The sequence below is a fragment of the Enterobacter sp. HG048 genome (assembly GCF_024702055.1).
Classification (GTDB): Bacteria; Pseudomonadota; Gammaproteobacteria; order Enterobacterales; family Enterobacteriaceae; genus Enterobacter; species Enterobacter dykesii.
The window spans coordinates 309348-329160 of sequence record NZ_JANLIZ010000002.1 but is presented as its reverse complement, the minus strand read 5'-3'; the positions used below and the strand labels follow the sequence as shown (position 1 = coordinate 329160).

18 protein-coding genes are annotated in these 19813 nt (G+C 51.5%); 6 read left to right on the top strand and 12 right to left on the bottom strand.

What is annotated here, in order from left to right; all coding sequences use genetic code 11:
- Positions 1-16 precede the first annotated feature (16 nt).
- Positions 17-190: a YciY family protein gene (locus NUX24_RS04865; protein WP_086379783.1), complete on the bottom strand. Its 174-nt coding sequence runs from the start codon at positions 188-190 to the stop codon at positions 17-19.
- Positions 191-347: 157 nt separating this feature from the next.
- On the opposite strand from NUX24_RS04865, the gene cls reads away from it, so the two are divergent.
- Positions 348-1808 carry a cardiolipin synthase gene (cls, locus tag NUX24_RS04860; RefSeq protein ID WP_028013424.1) on the top strand — a complete coding sequence of 487 codons (1461 nt, stop codon included), beginning with the start codon at positions 348-350 and terminating at the stop codon, positions 1806-1808.
- Positions 1809-1841: 33 nt separating this feature from the next.
- Complete coding sequence (locus NUX24_RS04855; RefSeq protein WP_006810881.1) at positions 1842-2171, top strand: HI1450 family dsDNA-mimic protein; 330 nt, start codon at positions 1842-1844, stop codon at positions 2169-2171.
- Between the two features lie 31 nt (positions 2172-2202).
- Here NUX24_RS04855 and NUX24_RS04850 read toward each other — a convergent pair whose 3' ends face one another.
- From NUX24_RS04850 to NUX24_RS04820, 7 genes are all read right to left on the bottom strand, one after another.
- Positions 2203-3072: an ion transporter gene (locus NUX24_RS04850; RefSeq protein WP_047651155.1), complete on the bottom strand. Its 870-nt coding sequence runs from the start codon at positions 3070-3072 to the stop codon at positions 2203-2205.
- A 14-nt stretch (positions 3073-3086) separates the two neighbouring features.
- Entirely contained in the window at positions 3087-4091 is a 1005-nt protein-coding gene (gene oppF / locus NUX24_RS04845; protein WP_023312094.1) for a murein tripeptide/oligopeptide ABC transporter ATP-binding protein OppF, read from the bottom strand.
- Positions 4088-5101: an ABC transporter ATP-binding protein gene (locus NUX24_RS04840; RefSeq protein WP_023312095.1), complete on the bottom strand. Its 1014-nt coding sequence runs from the start codon at positions 5099-5101 to the stop codon at positions 4088-4090. The genes oppF and NUX24_RS04840 overlap by 4 nt, the downstream gene beginning before the upstream one ends.
- Before the next feature lie 11 nt (positions 5102-5112).
- Positions 5113-6021, bottom strand: coding sequence for an oligopeptide ABC transporter permease OppC (oppC, locus tag NUX24_RS04835; protein ID WP_023312096.1), 909 nt, complete (start codon positions 6019-6021; stop codon positions 5113-5115).
- Between the two features lie 14 nt (positions 6022-6035).
- Positions 6036-6956: an oligopeptide ABC transporter permease OppB gene (oppB, locus tag NUX24_RS04830; RefSeq protein WP_257830127.1), complete on the bottom strand. Its 921-nt coding sequence runs from the start codon at positions 6954-6956 to the stop codon at positions 6036-6038.
- A gap of 84 nt (positions 6957-7040) precedes the next feature.
- A complete protein-coding gene (gene oppA / locus NUX24_RS04825; protein WP_126328756.1) occupies positions 7041-8672 on the bottom strand; it encodes an oligopeptide ABC transporter substrate-binding protein OppA in 1632 nt (543 codons plus the stop codon).
- A 771-nt stretch (positions 8673-9443) separates the two neighbouring features.
- The gene (locus NUX24_RS04820; protein WP_021240330.1) at positions 9444-10091 is read right to left on the bottom strand and encodes a YchE family NAAT transporter; all 648 of its coding nucleotides are present in this window, start codon (positions 10089-10091) and stop codon (positions 9444-9446) included.
- A gap of 478 nt (positions 10092-10569) precedes the next feature.
- On the opposite strand from NUX24_RS04820, the gene adhE reads away from it, so the two are divergent.
- Positions 10570-13248, top strand: a complete 2679-nt coding sequence (gene adhE, locus NUX24_RS04815; RefSeq protein WP_047651158.1) for a bifunctional acetaldehyde-CoA/alcohol dehydrogenase — start codon at positions 10570-10572, stop codon at positions 13246-13248.
- 67 nt (positions 13249-13315) lie between these two features.
- Here adhE and tdk read toward each other — a convergent pair whose 3' ends face one another.
- Positions 13316-13930, bottom strand: a complete 615-nt coding sequence (tdk, locus tag NUX24_RS04810; RefSeq protein ID WP_047651159.1) for a thymidine kinase — start codon at positions 13928-13930, stop codon at positions 13316-13318.
- Between the two features lie 549 nt (positions 13931-14479).
- On the opposite strand from tdk, the gene hns reads away from it, so the two are divergent.
- A complete protein-coding gene (gene hns, locus NUX24_RS04805) occupies positions 14480-14893 on the top strand; it encodes a histone-like nucleoid-structuring protein H-NS (protein ID WP_008502781.1) in 414 nt (137 codons plus the stop codon).
- Positions 14894-15094: 201 nt separating this feature from the next.
- On the opposite strand, the gene galU is transcribed toward hns, so the two are convergent.
- The 3 genes from galU to rssA form a co-directional block, all read right to left on the bottom strand.
- Positions 15095-16003: a UTP--glucose-1-phosphate uridylyltransferase GalU gene (gene galU, locus NUX24_RS04800; protein WP_047651160.1), complete on the bottom strand. Its 909-nt coding sequence runs from the start codon at positions 16001-16003 to the stop codon at positions 15095-15097.
- Between the two features lie 200 nt (positions 16004-16203).
- Positions 16204-17217 carry a two-component system response regulator RssB gene (rssB, locus tag NUX24_RS04795; RefSeq protein ID WP_047651161.1) on the bottom strand — a complete coding sequence of 338 codons (1014 nt, stop codon included), beginning with the start codon at positions 17215-17217 and terminating at the stop codon, positions 16204-16206.
- A 91-nt stretch (positions 17218-17308) separates the two neighbouring features.
- The gene (gene rssA, locus NUX24_RS04790; RefSeq protein WP_029741684.1) at positions 17309-18211 is read right to left on the bottom strand and encodes a patatin-like phospholipase RssA; all 903 of its coding nucleotides are present in this window, start codon (positions 18209-18211) and stop codon (positions 17309-17311) included.
- Between the two features lie 114 nt (positions 18212-18325).
- Between rssA and NUX24_RS04785 the strand changes: the two genes are divergently transcribed.
- A complete protein-coding gene (locus tag NUX24_RS04785) occupies positions 18326-18784 on the top strand; it encodes a YchJ family protein (RefSeq protein WP_047651163.1) in 459 nt (152 codons plus the stop codon).
- Positions 18785-18830: 46 nt separating this feature from the next.
- On the top strand, positions 18831-19673 hold the full coding sequence (purU, locus tag NUX24_RS04780; RefSeq protein ID WP_023312104.1) for a formyltetrahydrofolate deformylase: 843 nt from the start codon (positions 18831-18833) through the stop codon (positions 19671-19673).
- The last annotated feature ends 140 nt before the right edge of the window (positions 19674-19813 follow it).

Genomic DNA, 19813 nt, shown 5'->3' with positions numbered 1-19813 from the left:
CGGTGCCCTCATGGATTCAGATATCCTGGACTGCGAACAGCAACGCATTACGATGCCGGGTCAATCCACATTTTCTGATGGCGTGAATACGCATATTGCGGCGGGATTGTGCTTCCAGCCAACGAGCCTTGCGACGACTCACCTGTCGCAACATGCGCCAGCGCCCTACTTCTGTTCTACTGCGCTTCATGTCTACAACTCTTTCTCTAACACTTTTTCTCTAAAAGAAAGGCCATTATAAACCCAACCCGGCAGCAAACCAGCGCTTTTACCTGGCGTTTTTATTTGCCAGATGAATCCTGATGCGTACACTCATAACAATACGCTTTCAAAAGGATTTTTTACCTATGACAACCTTCTACACCGTGGTGAGTTGGCTGGTCATTCTGGGATACTGGCTGTTAATCGCGGGTGTGACATTACGCATCCTGATGAAGCGCAGAGCCGTACCCTCTGCCATGGCCTGGCTTCTGATCATTTATATCCTCCCGCTGGTGGGAATTATTGCCTATCTCTCTTTCGGTGAGCTTCATCTGGGTAAACGCCGCGCCGAGCGCGCCCGTGCCATGTGGCCCTCCACCGCGAAGTGGCTGAACGACCTCAAAGCCTGCAAACATATATTTGCCGAGGAGAACAGCAGCGTCGCCTCCTCACTGTTTAAGCTGTGCGAGCGCCGCCAGGGGATTGGAGGCGTTAAGGGCAATCAACTGCAGCTGCTGACCTCGTCCGACGACGTCATGCAGGCGTTAATCCGCGATATTCAGCTGGCTCGCCATAATATCGAGATGGTTTTTTATATCTGGCAGCCCGGCGGGATGGCTGATCAGGTCGCTGAGTCGCTGATGGCCGCCGCGCGGCGCGGCATTCATTGCCGCCTGATGCTCGACTCCGCGGGTAGCGTGGCATTTTTCCGTAGCCCCTGGGCCGGCATGATGCGTAATGCCGGGATCGAAGTGGTTGAAGCGCTGAAGGTGAATCTCCTGCGCGTGTTTCTGCGCCGGATGGATCTCCGTCAGCATCGCAAAATGGTCATGATCGATAACTATATTGCCTACACCGGCAGTATGAATATGGTTGATCCGCGCTTCTTCAAGCAGGACTCGGGCGTAGGTCAATGGGTTGATTTGATGGCGCGAATGGAAGGTCCGATTGCCACCTCGATGGGCATCGTTTATTCCTGCGACTGGGAGATTGAAACCGGCAAGCGTATCCTGCCGCCACCGCCGGACGGCAATATTATGCCGTTTGAAGAGGCCAGCGGTCACACCATTCATACCATTGCTTCAGGGCCGGGCTTCCCGGAGGACTTAATTCATCAGGCGCTGCTGACGGCAACCTACTCGGCGCGTGAATATCTGATCATGACGACGCCCTACTTTGTCCCCAGCGACGACCTCCTGCACGCGATTTGTACCGCCGCGCAGCGCGGTGTCGATGTCAGCATCATTTTGCCTCGCAAAAATGACTCCCTACTGGTGGGCTGGGCCAGCCGGGCATTCTTCAGCGAACTGCTGGCCGCAGGTGTAAAAATTTACCAGTTTGAAGGCGGATTGCTCCACACCAAGAGCGTTCTCGTCGACGGTGAGCTGAGCCTGGTGGGCACGGTCAACCTGGATATGCGCAGCCTGTGGCTTAACTTTGAAATCACGCTGGTCATTGATGATGCCGGCTTTGGCGGCGATCTCGCGGCGGTGCAGGATGATTATATCTCCCGCTCGCGGCTACTGGATGCCAGACTGTGGGTAAAACGTCCGCTGTGGCAGAGAATTGCCGAACGACTGTTTTACTTCTTTAGTCCGTTGCTGTAAAACGTGCCCAACGATGTTAAACAGGTAGTCATCATGGAAATGGATCTGAACAATCGCCTGACCGAAGACGAAACGCTCGAGCAGGCCTATGACATTTTTCTCGAACTGGCGGTTGATAACCTCGATCCCGCAGACGTGATCCTCTTCAATCTGCAGTTCGAAGAACGCGGCGGCGCCGAATTGTTCGACCCTTCAGAAGACTGGGCTGAGCATGTGGATTTCGACCTGAATCCGGACTTCTTTGCCGAAGTGGTGATTGGGCTGGCCGATGAAGACGGCGGCGAAATTAACGATATTTTCGCGCGCGTTCTGCTCTGTCGAGAGAAAGACCACAAGCTGTGCCATATTCTCTGGCGCGAATAATAAAAAAGGCTGCGATTGCAGCCTTTTTTATTTACTCCGGTAATTTACTGCCGCAGCGGTGACAAAACCGCGCGTCGTGTTCATGTTCGCCCTGCTGGCAATGAGGACACTTGCGCTGCTGCTTGCGGCTCTGAAAGGCGCTGCTCATGTGTGTGGTAATAAGTCCCGTCGGGATCGCAATGACCGAATAGCCAATCAAAATCAACACAGATGCCACGATGCGGCCCAGTGGCGTATGGGGCGTGATATCACCGTAACCCACGGTCGTGACGGTCACAATGGCCCAGTAGACGGACGCATTGAGCGTCGTAAAGCCATATTTGGGCCCTTCTATTAAATACATCAGCGCGCCAAAAACAATCATGACGATGGCAATAAAGGAGTAGAACAAAATAAGCTGATGCCGGGCGCTGACGATTGCGCTCCAGAACACGCGCAATGATGGCATAAAGCGCAGTAATTTTAGAATACGTAAGACGCGAATCACGCGCATCGCTCGCCAGGCAAAGACATAGCTCAGGCTGATTTCCGGCCACAGCCACATGACGTAGAGCGGTAGAATGGTGGCTAAATCAATAAATCCCCAGAAGCTGAAAACATATCGGGCCGGGTTGGGCCAGGCTATTACCCGGAGGAGATATTCAGCGGTAAAAACCAGGGTAATCGCCAGCTCAAGCCAGACAAAGATATGCCATTCGTCAAAGGTCAGGTGGTATTGCGTCCCGGCACCCGATTCAATAAAGATGACAACCACGCTGAGGAGCGCAAATAAACCGCACAGACCTTCGAAGCGTCGTCCGGATACCGTTTCAGGATCGAATAAAAAATGATATAGCCGCCGACGGGCTGACGTGAATAAACGCGACACAGTAACCTCGCAAAAAATAAGGGCTGACATCATGTCAGCCCTTGCGATTATAACGGGTCTACTTTCAGGCAGGAAACCGCATGTCGGAAACTGCCTTCGAGAACCGGTCGCGTTTTTGCACATTCCGGCCCGGCCATTGGGCAGCGCGTGCGGAAGACGCAGCCTGACGGTGGGTTAATCGGTGAGGGTAATTCCCCTTCCAGAAGCTGGATGGTTTTATTCTTTTCCAGATCCGGATCGGGGATCGGCACCGCGGACATCAGCGCTCTGGTGTATGGGTGCAATGGATTATGGTATACCTCGTCATAGGTGCCCAGCTCCACGGCATGCCCCAGATACATCACCAGCACGCGGTCAGAAATGTGTTTCACCACGGCCAGGTCATGCGCGATAAAGATCAGCGACAGCCCCATTTCGCGCTGCAGCTTCTGCAGCAGGTTAACCACCTGCGCCTGAATGGACACGTCCAGCGCGGAAACCGGCTCATCACAAATAATCAGCTTCGGTTCGAGGATCAGCGCACGGGCAATACCAATACGCTGGCACTGACCGCCGGAGAACTCATGCGGATAGCGGTTGATGAGGTTTGGCAACAGGCCGACTTTCATCATCATTGCCTTAACGCGATCGCGCACTTCCTGACGAGACATCTTTGGATGATAGGTCCGCAGCGGCTCGGCAATAATCTCGCCGATGGTCATACGCGGGTTTAATGATGCCAGCGGATCCTGGAAAATCATCTGGATATCGCTGCGCACCTCGCGCCACTCGTCGGGCTTCATGCCCAGCAGATCTTTACCCAGCCAGGCCACTTTACCGTCGGTGGCTTTGACCAGACCGATAATGGCTCGCGCAAAGGTCGATTTCCCGCAGCCGGATTCACCCACCACGCCAAGGGTTTCCCCTTCGTACAGGCGCAGCGTGACGCCATCCACCGCTTTCAGGGTCTTCGGCGGCTGCCAGAACCACTGTTTGCCGTCTTTAATATCGAAATGCACCTTAAGATCGGCAATTTCGAGCAGCACGTTGCGTTTTTCATCTAATGCGTTCATACCAGCTCCTCCTGCGGCTTAAAGCAGGCGCGCAGACGGCCTGGTGCAAACTCTTCCAGCGGCGGAGCGCTGTTGCAGATTTCCATCGCGTGCGGGCAGCGCGGCTGGAATGGACAGCCTTTCGGCAGACGCAGCAGGTTTGGCGGGTTGCCCGGAATGGTGAGCAGGGATTCCCCTTCCGCATCCAAACGCGGCACCGCATTCAACAGACCAATCGAGTACGGGTGCGCAGGCTGATAGAAGACATCGCGCGCTTTGCCGTATTCCATGGTTCGACCGGCGTACATCACCAGCACTTTGTCGCAGATGCCGGCCACCACGCCCAGGTCGTGGGTGATCATGATAATCGCCGTGTTGAACTCGCGCTTAAGCTCGTTCAACAGGGTCATGATTTGCGCCTGAACGGTAACGTCCAGCGCGGTGGTAGGTTCATCGGCAATCAGCAGCTTAGGCCTGCACAGCAGCGCCATCGCAATCATCACGCGCTGACGCATACCGCCAGAAAACTCGTGCGGGAACATGCGCATACGCTTACGCGCTTCCGGCATTTTCACCGCATCGAGCATTTTGACCGACTCTTCAAAAGCTTCGGCTTTGCCCAGGCCTTTGTGCAGCATCAGGACTTCCATCAGCTGCTCGCCGACGCGCATATACGGGTTCAGCGAGGTCATAGGATCCTGGAAAATCATCGAGATCTGCTCAGCGCGCAGCTTGTTCAGCTCGTGTTCTGGCAGGTTAAGGATTTCACGACCGTTGAATTTCGCGGAACCGCCAATCACGCCGTTTGCGGCCAGCAGGCCCATCAGCGCAAAGGCTGTCTGGGATTTTCCTGAACCGGATTCCCCTACGATCCCCAGCGTTTCACCCGCGCGCAGGTTGAAGTTGAGATCGTTGACGGCGGTAACATCCCCGTCCGGCGTTTTAAAGGTCACGCGGAGGTCTTTCACATCCAGCAGAAGATTATTCTGCTGTTGCGCCTGTGGCGCAGTGGCCGTTTCAATAATTGTCATGACGGCGCTCCTTAACGGTCTTTCGGGTCGAGGGCATCACGCAGGCCATCGCCGATAAAGTTAAAACAAAACAGGGTGACGACCAGGAAACCCGCCGGATAAAGCAGCAGCCACGGTGAAACTTCCATCGAGTTTGCGCCATCGCTCAGCAGCGCGCCCCAGCTGCTCAGAGGCTCTTGTGTACCGAGACCCAGGAAGCTCAGGAAAGATTCAAACAGGATCATGCTTGGTACCAGCAGTGAGGCATAAACCACCACCACGCCCAGCACGTTAGGAACGATATGGCGAACCACGATATTCCCGGTGGACACACCGCCAACCTGTGCAGCTTCGATAAACTCTTTGCGTTTGAGGCTCAGCGTCTGGCCGCGAACAATACGCGCCATATCCAGCCAGGAAACCATCCCGATAGCCACGAAGATCAGCAGGATATTCTGGCCGAAGAAGGTCACCAGCAGTATGACGAAGAACATAAACGGGAAGGAGTTCAGGATTTCCAGCAGACGCATCATTACCGAGTCTATTTTGCCGCCGAGGTAGCCGGAAAGTGAACCATAGAGCGTACCCACGATCACCGCGACCAGCGCGGCAGCAATACCGACCATCAGCGAGATACGGCCACCGATAGCGACACGCACCAGCAGGTCGCGTCCCGAGGAGTCCGTGCCAAAATAGTGGCCTGATTCCATATCCGGCGCGCTGGACATCATGCCCCAGTCGGTGTCGAAATAGGTAAATTGCGACAGCATCGGCGCCAGGGTCACAAACAGCGCGATGATCACCAGAACAACCAGACTGGCAACCGCTGCACGGTTGTGCATAAAGCGACGGCGCGCATCCTGCCAGAGGCTACGACCTTCTACTTCCAGTTTTTCACTGAAGTTTTCCAGCGCCTCGCTGTTTTTCTTACTCAACATCATGGCGTGCTCCAGCGTTAGTAACGAATTTTCGGGTCGATGACGGCGTACAGCACATCGACAATAGCGTTAAAGAGAATGGTCAGCGCACCGACGAGAATGGTCAGGCTCAGCACCAGCGAATAGTCGCGGTTGAGCGCGCCGTTAACGAACAGCTGACCAATGCCAGGCAGGCCGTAGATTGTTTCGATAACCATAGAGCCGGTGATGATCCCAACGAATGCCGGTCCCATATAGGAGAGCACGGGCAACAGCGCCGGTTTGAGCGCGTGGCGGAAGATAATCCGACGCATCGGCAGCCCTTTAGCGCGCGCGGTACGAATGAAGTTCGAGTGCAGCACTTCGATCATTGAACCACGGGTGATACGCGCGATACTGGCGATGTACGCCAAAGATAATGCCACCATTGGCAAAATCATGAACTTCAATGCCCCGCCGTTCCAGCCGCCGCCAGGCAGCCACTTCAGCGTGATGGAAAATATCATCACCAGTAATGGCGCGACAACGAAGCTGGGTATCACTACCCCGGTCATTGCCACCCCCATTACGGCATAATCCCATTTGGTATTTTGTCTGAGCGCGGCGATAACGCCTGCGGTGACCCCGAAAACGATGGCCAGAATGAATGCCGCAGCACCCAACTTAGCCGAAACCGGGAAGCTGGACGCGACCAGGTCGTTAACGGAATAGTCTTTATATTTAAATGACGGTCCAAAATCACCGTGGGCCAGCTGCTTCAGGTAATTGAAGTACTGGGTGGAGATAGGATCGTTCAAGTGGTATTTCGCTTCGATATTCGCCATGACTTCAGGCGGCAGCGTACGCTCACCGGTAAATGGACTGCCCGGCGCAAGACGCATCATGAAGAAGGAAATCGTGATGAGAATAAATAGCGTTGGAATCGCTTCAAGACAGCGACGTAGGATAAATTTCAACATTGCCCGTACCTTCTGGCGTGTGCCTATATTATGTGACGTTGGTTAGACACCGTGGGGCGAGCATGCCCGCCCCACTCATTGCCATTAATGCTTGATAATATACAAGTTTTTAACGTAGATATTATCCATCGGGTCTTTACCGGTATACCCACCTACCCACGGTTTCACCAGACGGGCGTTAACGTAGTAGTAAACCGGAACGATCGCGGAATCTTTATCCAGCTGCTGCTCGGCTTGAGAGTACAGTTCTTTACGCTGTGCTTCGTCAGTGGTTTTCAGCGTGTCGGCGATCAGCTTGTCGAACGCCGGGCTCTTATAGTGAGCGGTGTTGTTCGAGCTGTCGCTCAGCATGGTGTTCAGGAAGGAGGTCGGTTCGTTATAGTCCGCACACCAGCCAGCACGAGCCACATCAAAGGTGCCCTGATGACGGCTGTCGAGGAAGGTTTTCCACTCCTGGTTCTCCAGCTTCACGTTCGCGCCCAGGTTCTTTTTCCAGATTGAGGCAACGGCGATAGCCAGTTTTTTGTGCAGATCGGAAGTGTTGTAGAGCAGGCTGAAGGTCAGCGGCTTATCTGCAGTGTAGCCCGCTTCGGCCAGCAGTTTCTTCGCTTCCGCGTTACGCTGTTCCTGAGTCTGTTTGAACCACTCTGGCTCGGTCAGTTTTGCGCCATCGGTGTATGGAGGGGTATAGCTGTACGCTGGCAGATCGCCCTGGTTTTTCACTTTGTTCACGATGATATCGCGATCCAGTGCCAGCTTCAGCGCGGTACGGACACGTACGTCGGTGAACGGTGCTTTCTGGTTGTTGATTTCATAGTAATAGGTGCACAGGTACGGATCGACGTGAACTTCTTTAGGGATCTCTTTTTTCAGTTTCTGGAACAGTTCAATCGGCATGTTGTTATAGGTCATGTCGATTTCACCGCTGCGGTAGCGGTTAACGTCAGTCACTTCGGACGAAATTGGCAGATAGGTAACCTGATTAATAACGGTTTTAGCGTTGTCCCAATACTGCGGGTTACGCTCAAGCACCATACGCTCGTTGACCACCCAGTCTTTCAGCTTATAGGCACCGTTGGTCACGATATTGGCAGGCTGGGTCCATTTTTCACCAAATTTTTCCACGGCGGATTTTGGTACCGGAGAAACGGACGGGTGAACCAGCAGCTTATAGAAGTACGGAACAGGTTCGCTCAACGTCACTTCAAAGGTATTGGCATCGATCGCTTTTACGCCCAGATCGGTTACAGGTTTTTTGCCCGCGATGATGTCATCAATATTGGCGATGTGGCCATATTGCAGGTAGCTCGCATACGGAGAGGCGGTGGTTGGATTCGCCAGACGCTGCCAGCTGTAAACGAAATCTTCGGCTGTGACCGGTGTACCGTCGGACCATTTCGCATCTTTACGCAGATGGAAGGTCCAGACTTTGAAATCTTTGTTTTCCCATTTTTCTGCTACACCCGGCGCCGGGTGGCCGTCTACGTCTGTCACCAGCAGGCCTTCGAACAGGTCGCGGTTAACGTTAGACTCAGGAACACCTTCAATTTTGTGCGGGTCGAGAGACTGAACTTCCGCACCGTTGTTACGCACCAGCGTCTGTTTCTCCGCCAGTTGAACACCTGCAGGAACGTCCGCAGCCATTGCAGCGTTGCCCGCGATTAGCGCAGTTAAAATCCCCGCCGCTACCAGATTTTTTTTTGTGATGATGGACATTGTGTTGGTACTCCACTCATTATAATGACTGGCCTTCGCCAGCTGTGTAATCCCCTGTTGGGGCCTGTACAGCGCAGGAGTTTTTTTTTGCTGCTGTCAGGTTCTTCTTTTACTGCTTGCTATCACCGACTTTTTTATTACTGACCGCTCGTATGGCCGTCTTGCGTCGATTCTTAACAGGCCTCCCCTGTTTGAGACCTGCGATGGATATCTGAGAAGAGAACCATATGAAAATAATTCTCATCTGCTTGTTTTATGCTGCAAAATATTAGGCCGGAAAGTATCAAATGGCGTAAACGCGCGCCAATACATTTTGCAAATTTGTTAAGCAATTCTCTTTTACGGTGAGTACCGCATCGTTGAGGGCAGCCCTGCCAGACATCGAACATCGACAAAAAAGCATGATATTCAACAAGATAGAGAAAATTTTCTCTACACGCGCGTCGCTGCGCTATCATCGAGTGATTTTGTACAAAAATTTAACAACTGGTTATTATTTAGCACATTCATCTAGGTGAATGTTGAATTTACTAATATCATTTCGGTTATCTCTCAGCAAGCCCCAGAGTATCATGTGAGTAAAATAACAGATCGATCGAAGGTTTTCTGCGCAGGCGGGTTTGGCGGGAATTAATAACTTATTGAAATACAAGCAATGAACATTATTAGTAGAATTTATTATGATATGTGAGCATTTCAACTTTAGTTATAGGATTTACCGATAATGACGTAAAAAAACGGAGCCGTGGCTCCGTTCTTTCATACGAAATATCAGTGCAGCAAACCGGGGAAAATGCTTTTAATTCCCGTAACGATGAATTCAATCCCTAACGCCATCAACAGCAGGCCCATAATACGCGTTATGACGTTAATGCCCGTCTGCCCCAACAGGCGCACCAGCCAGGGCGCCATGCGGAATACCCCCCAACAGCAGAGCGCGAAAATGGCAATGGCGACGGAAAAACCAATCAGGTGCATCAAGCTATGGTAACGCGTGCCCCAGACAATGGTTGAACTGATGGCGCCAGGGCCAGCCATGAGCGGTAAGGCCAGCGGCACCACGCCAATACTTTCGCGGATGGCGGTTTCTGACTTCTCCTGTTTGTTCTGTTTATCCTCGCCCAGCTTACCGCTGATCATGGACATCGCGATGGTCACGACCAGGATCCCCCCCGCTATGCGGAAAGAGTCAATCGAAATCCCGAAGAGCTGGAGAATGGCATCCCCAAGAAAAAGGGAGGTGAGCAATATGATAGCCACTGACAGGTTAGCGGTGAGGTTGGTCTTATTCCTGGCCGCCGCCGTCTGGTAACTCGTCATACTAATGAAGACAGGAATGATCCCCACCGGGTTGACCAGGGCAAACAAACCAATAAAAAATTTAAAATACGTTGGAAAATCAAAGAGCGTTTGGATCACGTTTTGCTCCGCTTATACACATGCCCGGGACTGACAATTTGTCATGAGAAATCGCGCTGAAGATACCCTTTTTATTAGCATACTTCACTCGAAATCTGTGGCAAAACGTTATCATTTCAGGATGTTAAACATATGTATAATCAATGATAGCGCTGCTTCCATTACTTACGTAATTATTTAACACTTGAAAAATCTCAACGAAATAACCCTGCTGAAAGGTATCAGCTTGGGGGAAAATTGACGCAGATCATGATTTCCGTACTCAGAAGTGAGTAATCTTGGTTACGCCCCCAGGGAGATCACCTGACAAAAAGGGATGATGCTAAGGTAAGGCTCTTTTAGTAAATTAGTGTGCTGACGCAGAAAGTAACTCTTTGTTTTACTTTATGTTACGCAAGTCGTATCGGCTCTGTCTATACTGTGTGACGTATCGAGCGCTGGTTTACTAAAAGAGTTTAAACATTATCAGGAGAGCATTATGGCTGTTACTAATATCGCTGAACTGAACGCCCTCGTCGAGCGCGTTAAAAAAGCCCAGCGTGAATATGCCAATTTCACCCAAGAACAGGTTGATAAAATCTTCCGCGCGGCCGCACTGGCTGCTGCAGATGCTCGAATCCCTCTCGCTAAAATGGCCGTTGCCGAATCCGGTATGGGTATCGTAGAAGATAAAGTGATCAAAAACCACTTTGCTTCTGAGTATATCTACAACGCCTATAAAGATGAGAAAACCTGTGGCGTGCTGTCTGAAGACGACACCTTCGGTACCATCACCATCGCTGAACCTATCGGCATCATCTGCGGTATTGTTCCGACCACTAACCCAACGTCTACAGCTATCTTCAAATCACTGATTAGCCTGAAGACCCGTAACGCAATCATCTTCTCTCCACACCCACGTGCGAAAGACGCGACCAACAAAGCTGCAGATATTGTCCTGCAGGCGGCGATCGCTGCTGGCGCACCAAAAGATCTGATTGGCTGGATCGACCAACCTTCCGTTGAGCTCTCCAATGCGCTGATGCACCACCCGGACATTAACCTGATTCTGGCGACCGGTGGTCCAGGCATGGTTAAAGCCGCATACAGCTCCGGTAAACCTGCGATCGGTGTGGGCGCCGGTAACACCCCTGTTGTTATCGACGAAACCGCTGACATCAAACGTGCCGTTGCGTCTGTACTGATGTCTAAAACCTTCGATAACGGCGTGATCTGTGCATCTGAACAGTCTGTTGTTGTTGTCGATTCCGTGTACGACGCTGTTCGTGAACGTTTCGCCAGCCACGGCGGCTACCTGCTGCAGGGCAAAGAGCTGAAAGCGGTTCAGGACATTATCCTGAAAAATGGCGCATTGAACGCTGCTATCGTAGGTCAGCCGGCTTACAAAATTGCTGAGCTCGCAGGCTTTACCGTTCCGGCAACCACCAAAATTCTGATCGGTGAAGTGAAAGTTGTCGACGAAAGCGAGCCGTTTGCACATGAAAAACTGTCTCCAACGCTTGCCATGTACCGTGCGAAAGATTTCGAAGACGCGGTAGAGAAAGCCGAGAAACTGGTTGCCATGGGCGGTATCGGTCACACGTCTTGTCTGTACACCGACCAGGACAACCAGCCAGAACGCGTTGCTCACTTCGGTCAGATGATGAAAACTGCACGTATCCTGATTAACACCCCTGCTTCTCAGGGTGGTATCGGTGACCTGTACAACTTCAAACTCGCACCTTCCCTGACTCTGGGTTGTGGTTCCTGGGGTGGTAACTCCATCTCTGAAAACGTTGGTCCAAAACACCTGATCAACAAGAAAACCGTTGCTAAGCGAGCTGAAAACATGTTGTGGCACAAACTTCCGAAATCTATCTACTTCCGCCGTGGCTCACTGCCAATCGCGCTGGATGAAGTGATTACTGATGGCCACAAACGTGCGCTCATCGTGACTGACCGTTTCCTGTTCAACAACGGCTACGCTGACCAGATCACCTCTGTGCTGAAAGCGGCCGGCGTTGAAACTGAAGTGTTCTTTGAAGTTGAAGCTGACCCTACCCTGAGCGTTGTGCGTAAAGGTGCTGAGCTGGCTAACTCCTTCAAACCAGATGTGATTATTGCACTGGGTGGTGGTTCCCCAATGGACGCCGCGAAAATCATGTGGGTCATGTACGAGCACCCTGAAACCCACTTCGAAGAACTGGCGCTGCGCTTTATGGATATCCGTAAACGTATCTACAAGTTCCCGAAAATGGGCGTAAAAGCGAAAATGATCGCGGTAACAACCACTTCCGGTACCGGTTCAGAAGTTACGCCATTCGCGGTAGTAACGGACGATGCAACAGGTCAGAAATATCCACTGGCTGACTATGCACTGACCCCAGACATGGCTATCGTTGATGCGAACCTGGTTATGGAGATGCCGAAGTCACTGTGTGCGTTCGGTGGTCTGGATGCGGTAACTCACGCCCTGGAAGCTTACGTTTCTGTGCTGGCATCTGAGTTCTCTGACGGTCAGGCTCTGCAGGCGTTGAAACTGCTGAAGGAAAACCTGCCAGCGTCCTACAACGAAGGGGCTAAAAACCCGGTAGCACGTGAACGCGTTCACAGCGCAGCAACCATCGCCGGTATCGCGTTTGCGAACGCCTTCCTGGGTGTTTGCCACTCTATGGCGCACAAACTGGGTTCTCAGTTCCACATTCCTCACGGTCTGGCGAACGCCCTGTTGATCAGCAACGTTATCCGTTATAACGCTAACGACAACCCAACCAAGCAGACTGCTTTCAGCCAGTACGACCGTCCGCAAGCGCGTCGTCGTTATGCTGAAATCGCAGACCACCTTGGTCTGAGCGCACCGGGCGACCGTACTGCCGCGAAGATTGAGAAACTGCTGGCATGGCTGGAAAGCCTGAAAGCTGAGCTGGGTATTCCTAAATCTATCCGTGAAGCAGGCGTTCAGGAAGCTGACTTCCTCGCTCATGTCGATAAGCTGTCTGAAGATGCATTCGATGACCAGTGTACTGGTGCTAACCCGCGCTACCCACTGATCTCCGAGCTGAAGCAGATTCTGCTGGATACCTACTACGGTCGTGAATTCAAAGAAGGTGACGTTGCCGCTGTGAAAACAGAAGTTCCTGTCATCAAAGCTGACAAGAAAGCGAAGAAAAGCGCTTAATTGACCGCAGCAGATGAAAAACCCGCCTTATGGCGGGTTTTTTTATGCCTGAATAATGAGGCGGATGTTATTTTCTGTTGTCGTGCTGAATCGCCGTCAGCGAGCCTACAGCTAGCGCTTCTTTATAATGCTTACGACAGACCGAAACATAGCGTTCATTACCGCCTATCACCACCTGCTCACCATCTGCATAAGGTTTCCCGGCCTGGTCGAGGCGAAGCACCATGCTGGCTTTGCGACCGCAGAAGCAGATTGTTTTCAATTCGACAAGCTTATCCGACCAGGCGAGCAAATACTGGCTACCGGCAAAGAGCTCACCGCGGAAATCAGTACGCAGGCCGTAACACAGCACGGGAATATCGAGCTCATCGACCACCTCTGAAAGGGCATGAACCTGTTCACGCGTCAGGAACTGGCACTCATCTACCAGAACACAGTGAATGGGCTTAACAGCGTGTTCTGTGCGAATGTCCTCAAACAGATCGGTTTTCGGGTTAAACAGTCTGGCAGGCGACGAGAGCCCTATTCTGGAACTTACCTTCCCTGCGCCAAAGCGATCGTCAATTTCAGCCGTATAAACAACGCTACGCATCCCCCGCTCCTGGTAATTGTACGAGGATTGCAGCAACGCGGTGGATTTCCCGGCATTCATAGCCGAATAGTAGAAATAAAGTTGTGCCATTGGCCGTAAAACCCCAATCAATGTGTAATATTCCCGATGATTCATTGTACCATAATTTGTCTGGTCATAAGCGATGTAGCACGCAGGGGAAGCGTTTCAGCGCGGAGTTCACAACCTTCTTTTTGTGAAAATAGCCCGTTAAAACATGAAGTAAACCCCTTCAATCCGGCCAATATGTTATATGTTCACCCAAACATAACACTGCTTTTTATAGTGGAATCCCCGTTCTTTAAAATTCACTATTTATTAACTATTTCAGTCTTAACATCACGGCGCGGAACTAATACAAAAGGCTGATACTTCTCCGCCGCAACTATAATTCCTGCGGTAAATGTCACAAAAAAAAGAGGCAATCGGCCGGGTTCAGCCGGGTTAGCTGATAACAAACGAGACTGTGGGGTGATGAAATTTAAGTTAGCGTAATTAATAATAGCGGCATTATTTAGTATTTTTTGAATTCCTTACATTCCTGGCTATTGCACAACTGAATTTATGGCTCTATTATTAGGTCAACAAACCACCCCCCATTATAAGTTTGAGATTACTACAATGAGCGAAGCACTTAAAATTCTGAACAACATCCGTACTCTTCGTGCGCAGGCAAGAGAATGCACCCTCGAAACGCTTGAAGAAATGCTGGAAAAATTAGAAGTTGTAGTTAATGAACGTCGTGAAGAAGAAAGCGCAGCAGCTGCTGAAATCGAAGAACGCACTCGTAAACTGCAGCAATATCGTGAAATGCTGATTGCTGATGGTATCGATCCAAATGAATTGCTGAACAGCATGGCTGCAGCTAAAACCGGTACTAAAGCCAAGCGTGCTGCACGTCCTGCTAAATATAGCTACGTTGACGAGAACGGCGAAACTAAAACCTGGACTGGCCAGGGCCGCACTCCTGCTGTTATCAAGAAAGCCATGGACGAACAAGGTAAACAGCTGGACGACTTCCTGATCAAGGATTAATCCTGCAGTATTCAGAAAAATCCCGCGTAATGCGGGATTTTTTTTAACCTAAATTTGGCGCAAACATCCCCTTACATTCTGTCATAAAGCATTATTTGGCAATTTTAATAACTGTACTTAGAGACAGGTTTCAGAAGTGTTTAGGGCATAAAAAAACCGGTGGGCAGCGCCTCACCGGTTTCGGACATATGTAACCGTGGCTTATTTCTTAATACCTACGTTCTCTTTCAGCCAGGTTTTAAATTCTTCACCAAGAGTATTATGGCGAATACCATATTCAACAAACGCCTGCATATAACCAAGCTTATTACCGCAGTCATGGCTCTTACCTTTCATATGGTAGGCCTCAACGGTCTCTTTCTCGATTAGCATATCAATGGCATCCGTCAGCTGAATCTCATCACCCGCTCCTGGAGGCGTTTTAGCCAGCAGAGGCCAGATTTCAGCGCTCAGGACATAGCGACCTACGACGGCCAGGTTTGAAGGCGCTACGTCGGCTTTAGGCTTCTCTACCACGCCAACCATTGGCACGCTTTCGCCCGGCTCAAGGTTAACGCCTTTGCAGTCAACCACACCGTATGCCGTCACGTCTTCAACAGGCTCAACCATAATCTGGCTGCTACCGGTTTCGTCGAAACGTTTGATCATCTCTGCCAGGTTATCCTGGGAAAGATCGGATTCGTATTCGTCCAGAATTACGTCAGGCAGAATTACCGCTACAGGCTCATCACCTACAACAGGATGTGCACACATAACAGCGTGGCCCAGACCTTTAGCCAGGCCCTGACGAACCTGCATAATGGTAACGTGTGGCGGGCAAATAGACTGAACTTCTTCTAACAGCTGACGCTTAACACGTTTTTCCAGCATGGCTTCAAGTTCAAAGCTTGTATCGAAATGGTTTTCGATAGAGTTTTTAGATGAATGCGTAACCAGCACAATTTCAGTGATGCCGGCTGCGATACATTCATTAACGACATACTGGATTAATGGCTTATCAACCAGAGGCAGCATCTCTTTAGGAATTGCCTTAGTTGCTGGTAACATCCTGGTCCCCAATCCCGCTACCGGGATGACGGCCTTTCTGACTTTCGAATTTAGGGCAGCCATTCAAATTCTCCTGAGCTGTTCAAGTTTTGAACTTTTATGCAATAAATAACGCGTTGAGTATATCAGCCTCGCCCCGCAGTCCGGGTCTGAAAAGAACGCGTTGCCGATCAATTAGGACAAATACGCATGAATCTGGGCAGCGATAGTAGCACTCCGCGTAAAACACAGGTAAAGCAATCTTAAAATTAAGATCCAATTGCTTATTCCGTGGACAACATTAAGCGTAGCCGTCCCCCTGCGCCCCAAATTTGGCACTGCCAGGAGGAACAGCGGTGGCTAATTTGATTAAGATAAGCCGTGCCCAATGTCCCAAGCGGCACACCGTTACTCACCTCAATATGATGTTCACCGGTATTCAGTGAAGCGTTGAGACCTGCTGAGACGAGGATCAGATTTTTTAAACCGCTGTGGTAATAGCCGACCAGCAGCGGGAACTGTCCAGGTAAATTGGCCTGACGAAAAAGCTGGTTTACCTGTTTGAGTAAACTGCCTAACTCCGGCAGCCGTTGTCCCTGATGCGATAACTGTTCCTGCAACAAACCATTAAATAGCGCGCGAAGAAGCAATGCGGCTAATACGCCATTATCCCCCGCACGGGTGACATCCAGAGAATAAAACGCAAGGTCGGAATCAGATAATGGTGCGATATCCAGCACGAGTCCCGGCTGGTCAGCCGCCACCAGCTGGCGATAATTTACGCGGCAATGTGAAATAGTTTGCTGTACAGGCGGCTGAAGTTCTTGCAACAGTTTCGCCGCAGCTGGAGGATCACTCACCAGGGCATCCCAGTCCTGGAAAAGACGCTCCTCTTCCTCTACCCGGGAATTAAACATATTCGGATAAAGGCACGCTAAGACCGTTTCTCGCAGCCGGTTCAGATCCTTGACCGGTTTAAGCAGAATATCCTGGACGCCAAGACGCAATGCTTTGGCGATATCCGCCATATTCTCTGTGGCAGAGATCACCAGAATCGGCGTCTGGTTACCTTCGTTACGCAGATGTTCAACCAGCTTCAGCCCATTCATGCGCGGCATCGCAATGTCGCAAATCATCAAATCGGGCGTAACGCTGATCATTTTTTCCAGGGCGTCGATACCATCTTCAGCCAGTGAAGTAATGGCTCCCAGCGATGATAACCACGAATCCAGTAGCGATCGGAAAACGGGCTCGTCTTCAACAATCAAAATGTGTTTTCCGGCCAATGGCTGCGTCATGGTTCCTCCCCTGGCTGACAGTAACTAAATAGTGGCATGCGATCGGCACTATCGCCTGTCAGATTTTGCTGAAGTAGTCAAAAAAAGGTGCTTAACGTGCGGTCTGCACAAAAGGCAACAATTCGTCCATTTTCTTTTCGACGGCTAACGAGCCCGCTGCGATGGCGGCCTCAGCCCGATGGAAATCAAGAGTAGAGATTTGCGGACAGTACGGCTGAATAAGAATATCCGGAGGGTCGCCTGCCATACGATTGCGCTTGAGGCGATTCTCCAGAACCTGGATTGACGTGGTCATGATTTCTATCGCCGTCGGCGCGGCAACCGAGCGTCGCGCGGCCATACGCCCGATTCGGCCGCGCAGGCGCTCATGCCAGGCCAGTTTCTCGCCCTCGGCATCTTCGCTCTGGAGATTGACCGGCATGAGGTCCTGTTGCATCAGGTGGGCGTCGTGCTGCAGGTCGACGGCAATCACGATATCCGCCCCCATTGCACGAGTCAGAGAGATGGGAACCGGGTTCACGACGCCCCCGTCGACAAGCCAGTAACCGTTGTGTGGAACTGGCGCCATTAGCCCCGGCATGCTGCAGGAGGCGCGCACGGCAAGATGGATATCCCCTTCGGTTAACCACAGTTCGCGTCCCGTGCTGAGGTTCGTCGCGACGGCGCCGAAGGGCATCTGACAATCAGTGAAGTCTTCGAGAGGCATAACCTGACGGAACTGGTTAAAGACGCGTTCGCCGCGCAACAGCCCGCCACGCTGCCACGAGAGGTCCATCAGACGCAGGACGTCCCAGTAGCTGAAGGAACGCACCCATGTCTCAAGTTCAGGAAGCTTCCCGCACGCGTAAGCGGAGCCGACAAGCGATCCTATTGAACAACCCGCGACAATATCTACGTCAATGCCCATCTTGTTTAAGGCATTAATCACGCCGATGTGTGACCATCCCCGGGCTGCACCTGAGCCCAGCGCCAGTCCAATTTTTACCTTTCTCATTAGCCCTGTTTTACTTCCCCTGGATTCCTGACATAGCGTCAACGCAACAGCTCAGTTAACATAGTGCTACCCGAAGCGTTTTACGCCTTTATTTTTTGTTCCAGGAAGAGAATCGTGTCTCAACTCTGCCCTTGTGGTAGCGCTCTGGAGTATAGCCTATGTTGCCAGCGATATCTGTCTGGCGATCAGGTTGCACCAGACCCGTCACACCTCATGCGTTCACGTTACACTGCTTTTGTGATCAAAGACGCAGACTACCTGATTAAAACCTGGCATCCCTCCTGCCACGCTGCCGAATTCAGACAGGACATCGAAGCCGGCTTCGCGAACACGCAGTGGCTCGGCCTCACCGTCTATGAATCCGCAACGGGCAGTCATGTTGATGAAGGTTACGTTAGCTTTGTCGCCCGTTTTAACGAGAATAATAAACCGGGGGCCATTATCGAGCGTTCCCGGTTCTTAAAGGAAAGCGGGCAGTGGTATTATATTGACGGAACGCGCCCACAGTTTGGTCGTAACGATCCCTGCCCGTGTGGTTCAGGTAAAAAATTTAAAAAGTGTTGCGGGCAGTAATGCCTGACAACCCAGACTTCGCAAATACAAACAGGATTTCCCGGCGATGCAATCATTACAACGTAAAGTTCTGCGCACCATCTGTCCCGATCAAAAAGGGCTGATCGCACGAATTACCAACATTTGCTACAAACATGAACTGAATATCGTGCAGAACAACGAGTTCGTTGACCACCGTACCGGCCGCTTCTTTATGCGTACTGAACTCGAGGGTATTTTCAACGACACCACCCTGCTTGCCGATCTCGACAGCGCGCTTCCGGAAGGCTCCGTGCGCGAACTGACCCCAGCCGGTCGACGCCGCATCGTGATCCTGGTGACCAAAGAAGCACACTGTCTTGGCGACCTGCTGATGAAAGCAAACTACGGCGGTCTGGACGTGGAAATAGCTGCCGTTATTGGCAACCATGAGACGCTGCGCACGCTGGTCGAGCGTTTTGATATTCCGTTTGAGCTGGTCAGCCATGAAGGCCATACCCGCGAAGAGCACGACGATCTGATGGCGCAGGCCATTGAAGCGCATAACCCGGACTACGTGGTGCTGGCGAAATACATGCGCGTGTTAACGCCATCCTTCGTGGCGCGTTTCCCGAACAAGATCATCAACATTCATCACTCGTTCCTGCCGGCCTTTATTGGTGCGCGTCCCTACCACCAGGCCTACGAGCGCGGCGTGAAGATCATCGGGGCGACAGCTCACTACGTAAATGACAACCTGGACGAAGGTCCAATCATCATGCAGGACGTGATTCACGTGGACCATACCTACACGGCCGAGGACATGATGCGTGCAGGGCGTGACGTTGAGAAGAACGTGCTCAGTCGCGCTCTGTATCAGGTGCTGGCGCAGCGTGTCTTTGTCTACGGCAACAGAACCATCATTCTTTAATCTTTCGGAAAATGAATTGATTAGCTTTGCGCCTTTACGGATAAAAAGCAGGCAAACAGCTTCATTTACCTAAAGGAATGCTTTACAGGGGCGTCTCATTTGATATGATGCGCCCCGCTTCCAGCAGGAAGCAGGCCAGT

Coding starts and splice junctions, on each gene's coding strand:
- NUX24_RS04850 (WP_047651155.1), bottom strand. CDS start 3,072: ATGATGTCAGCCCTTATTTTTTGCGAGGTTACTGTGTCGCGTTTATTC.
- oppC (WP_023312096.1), bottom strand. CDS start 6,021: ATGATGTTGAGTAAGAAAAACAGCGAGGCGCTGGAAAACTTCAGTGAA.
- hns (WP_008502781.1), top strand. CDS start 14,480: ATGAGCGAAGCACTTAAAATTCTGAACAACATCCGTACTCTTCGTGCG.
- cls (WP_028013424.1), top strand. CDS start 348: ATGACAACCTTCTACACCGTGGTGAGTTGGCTGGTCATTCTGGGATAC.
- rssA (WP_029741684.1), bottom strand. CDS start 18,211: ATGAGAAAGGTAAAAATTGGACTGGCGCTGGGCTCAGGTGCAGCCCGG.
- adhE (WP_047651158.1), top strand. CDS start 10,570: ATGGCTGTTACTAATATCGCTGAACTGAACGCCCTCGTCGAGCGCGTT.
- galU (WP_047651160.1), bottom strand. CDS start 16,003: ATGGCTGCCCTAAATTCGAAAGTCAGAAAGGCCGTCATCCCGGTAGCG.
- rssB (WP_047651161.1), bottom strand. CDS start 17,217: ATGACGCAGCCATTGGCCGGAAAACACATTTTGATTGTTGAAGACGAG.
- tdk (WP_047651159.1), bottom strand. CDS start 13,930: ATGGCACAACTTTATTTCTACTATTCGGCTATGAATGCCGGGAAATCC.
- oppF (WP_023312094.1), bottom strand. CDS start 4,091: ATGAACGCATTAGATGAAAAACGCAACGTGCTGCTCGAAATTGCCGAT.
- NUX24_RS04865 (WP_086379783.1), bottom strand. CDS start 190: ATGAAGCGCAGTAGAACAGAAGTAGGGCGCTGGCGCATGTTGCGACAG.
- NUX24_RS04855 (WP_006810881.1), top strand. CDS start 1,842: ATGGAAATGGATCTGAACAATCGCCTGACCGAAGACGAAACGCTCGAG.
- purU (WP_023312104.1), top strand. CDS start 18,831: ATGCAATCATTACAACGTAAAGTTCTGCGCACCATCTGTCCCGATCAA.
- oppB (WP_257830127.1), bottom strand. CDS start 6,956: ATGTTGAAATTTATCCTACGTCGCTGTCTTGAAGCGATTCCAACGCTA.
- NUX24_RS04840 (WP_023312095.1), bottom strand. CDS start 5,101: ATGACAATTATTGAAACGGCCACTGCGCCACAGGCGCAACAGCAGAAT.
- oppA (WP_126328756.1), bottom strand. CDS start 8,672: ATGTCCATCATCACAAAAAAAAATCTGGTAGCGGCGGGGATTTTAACT.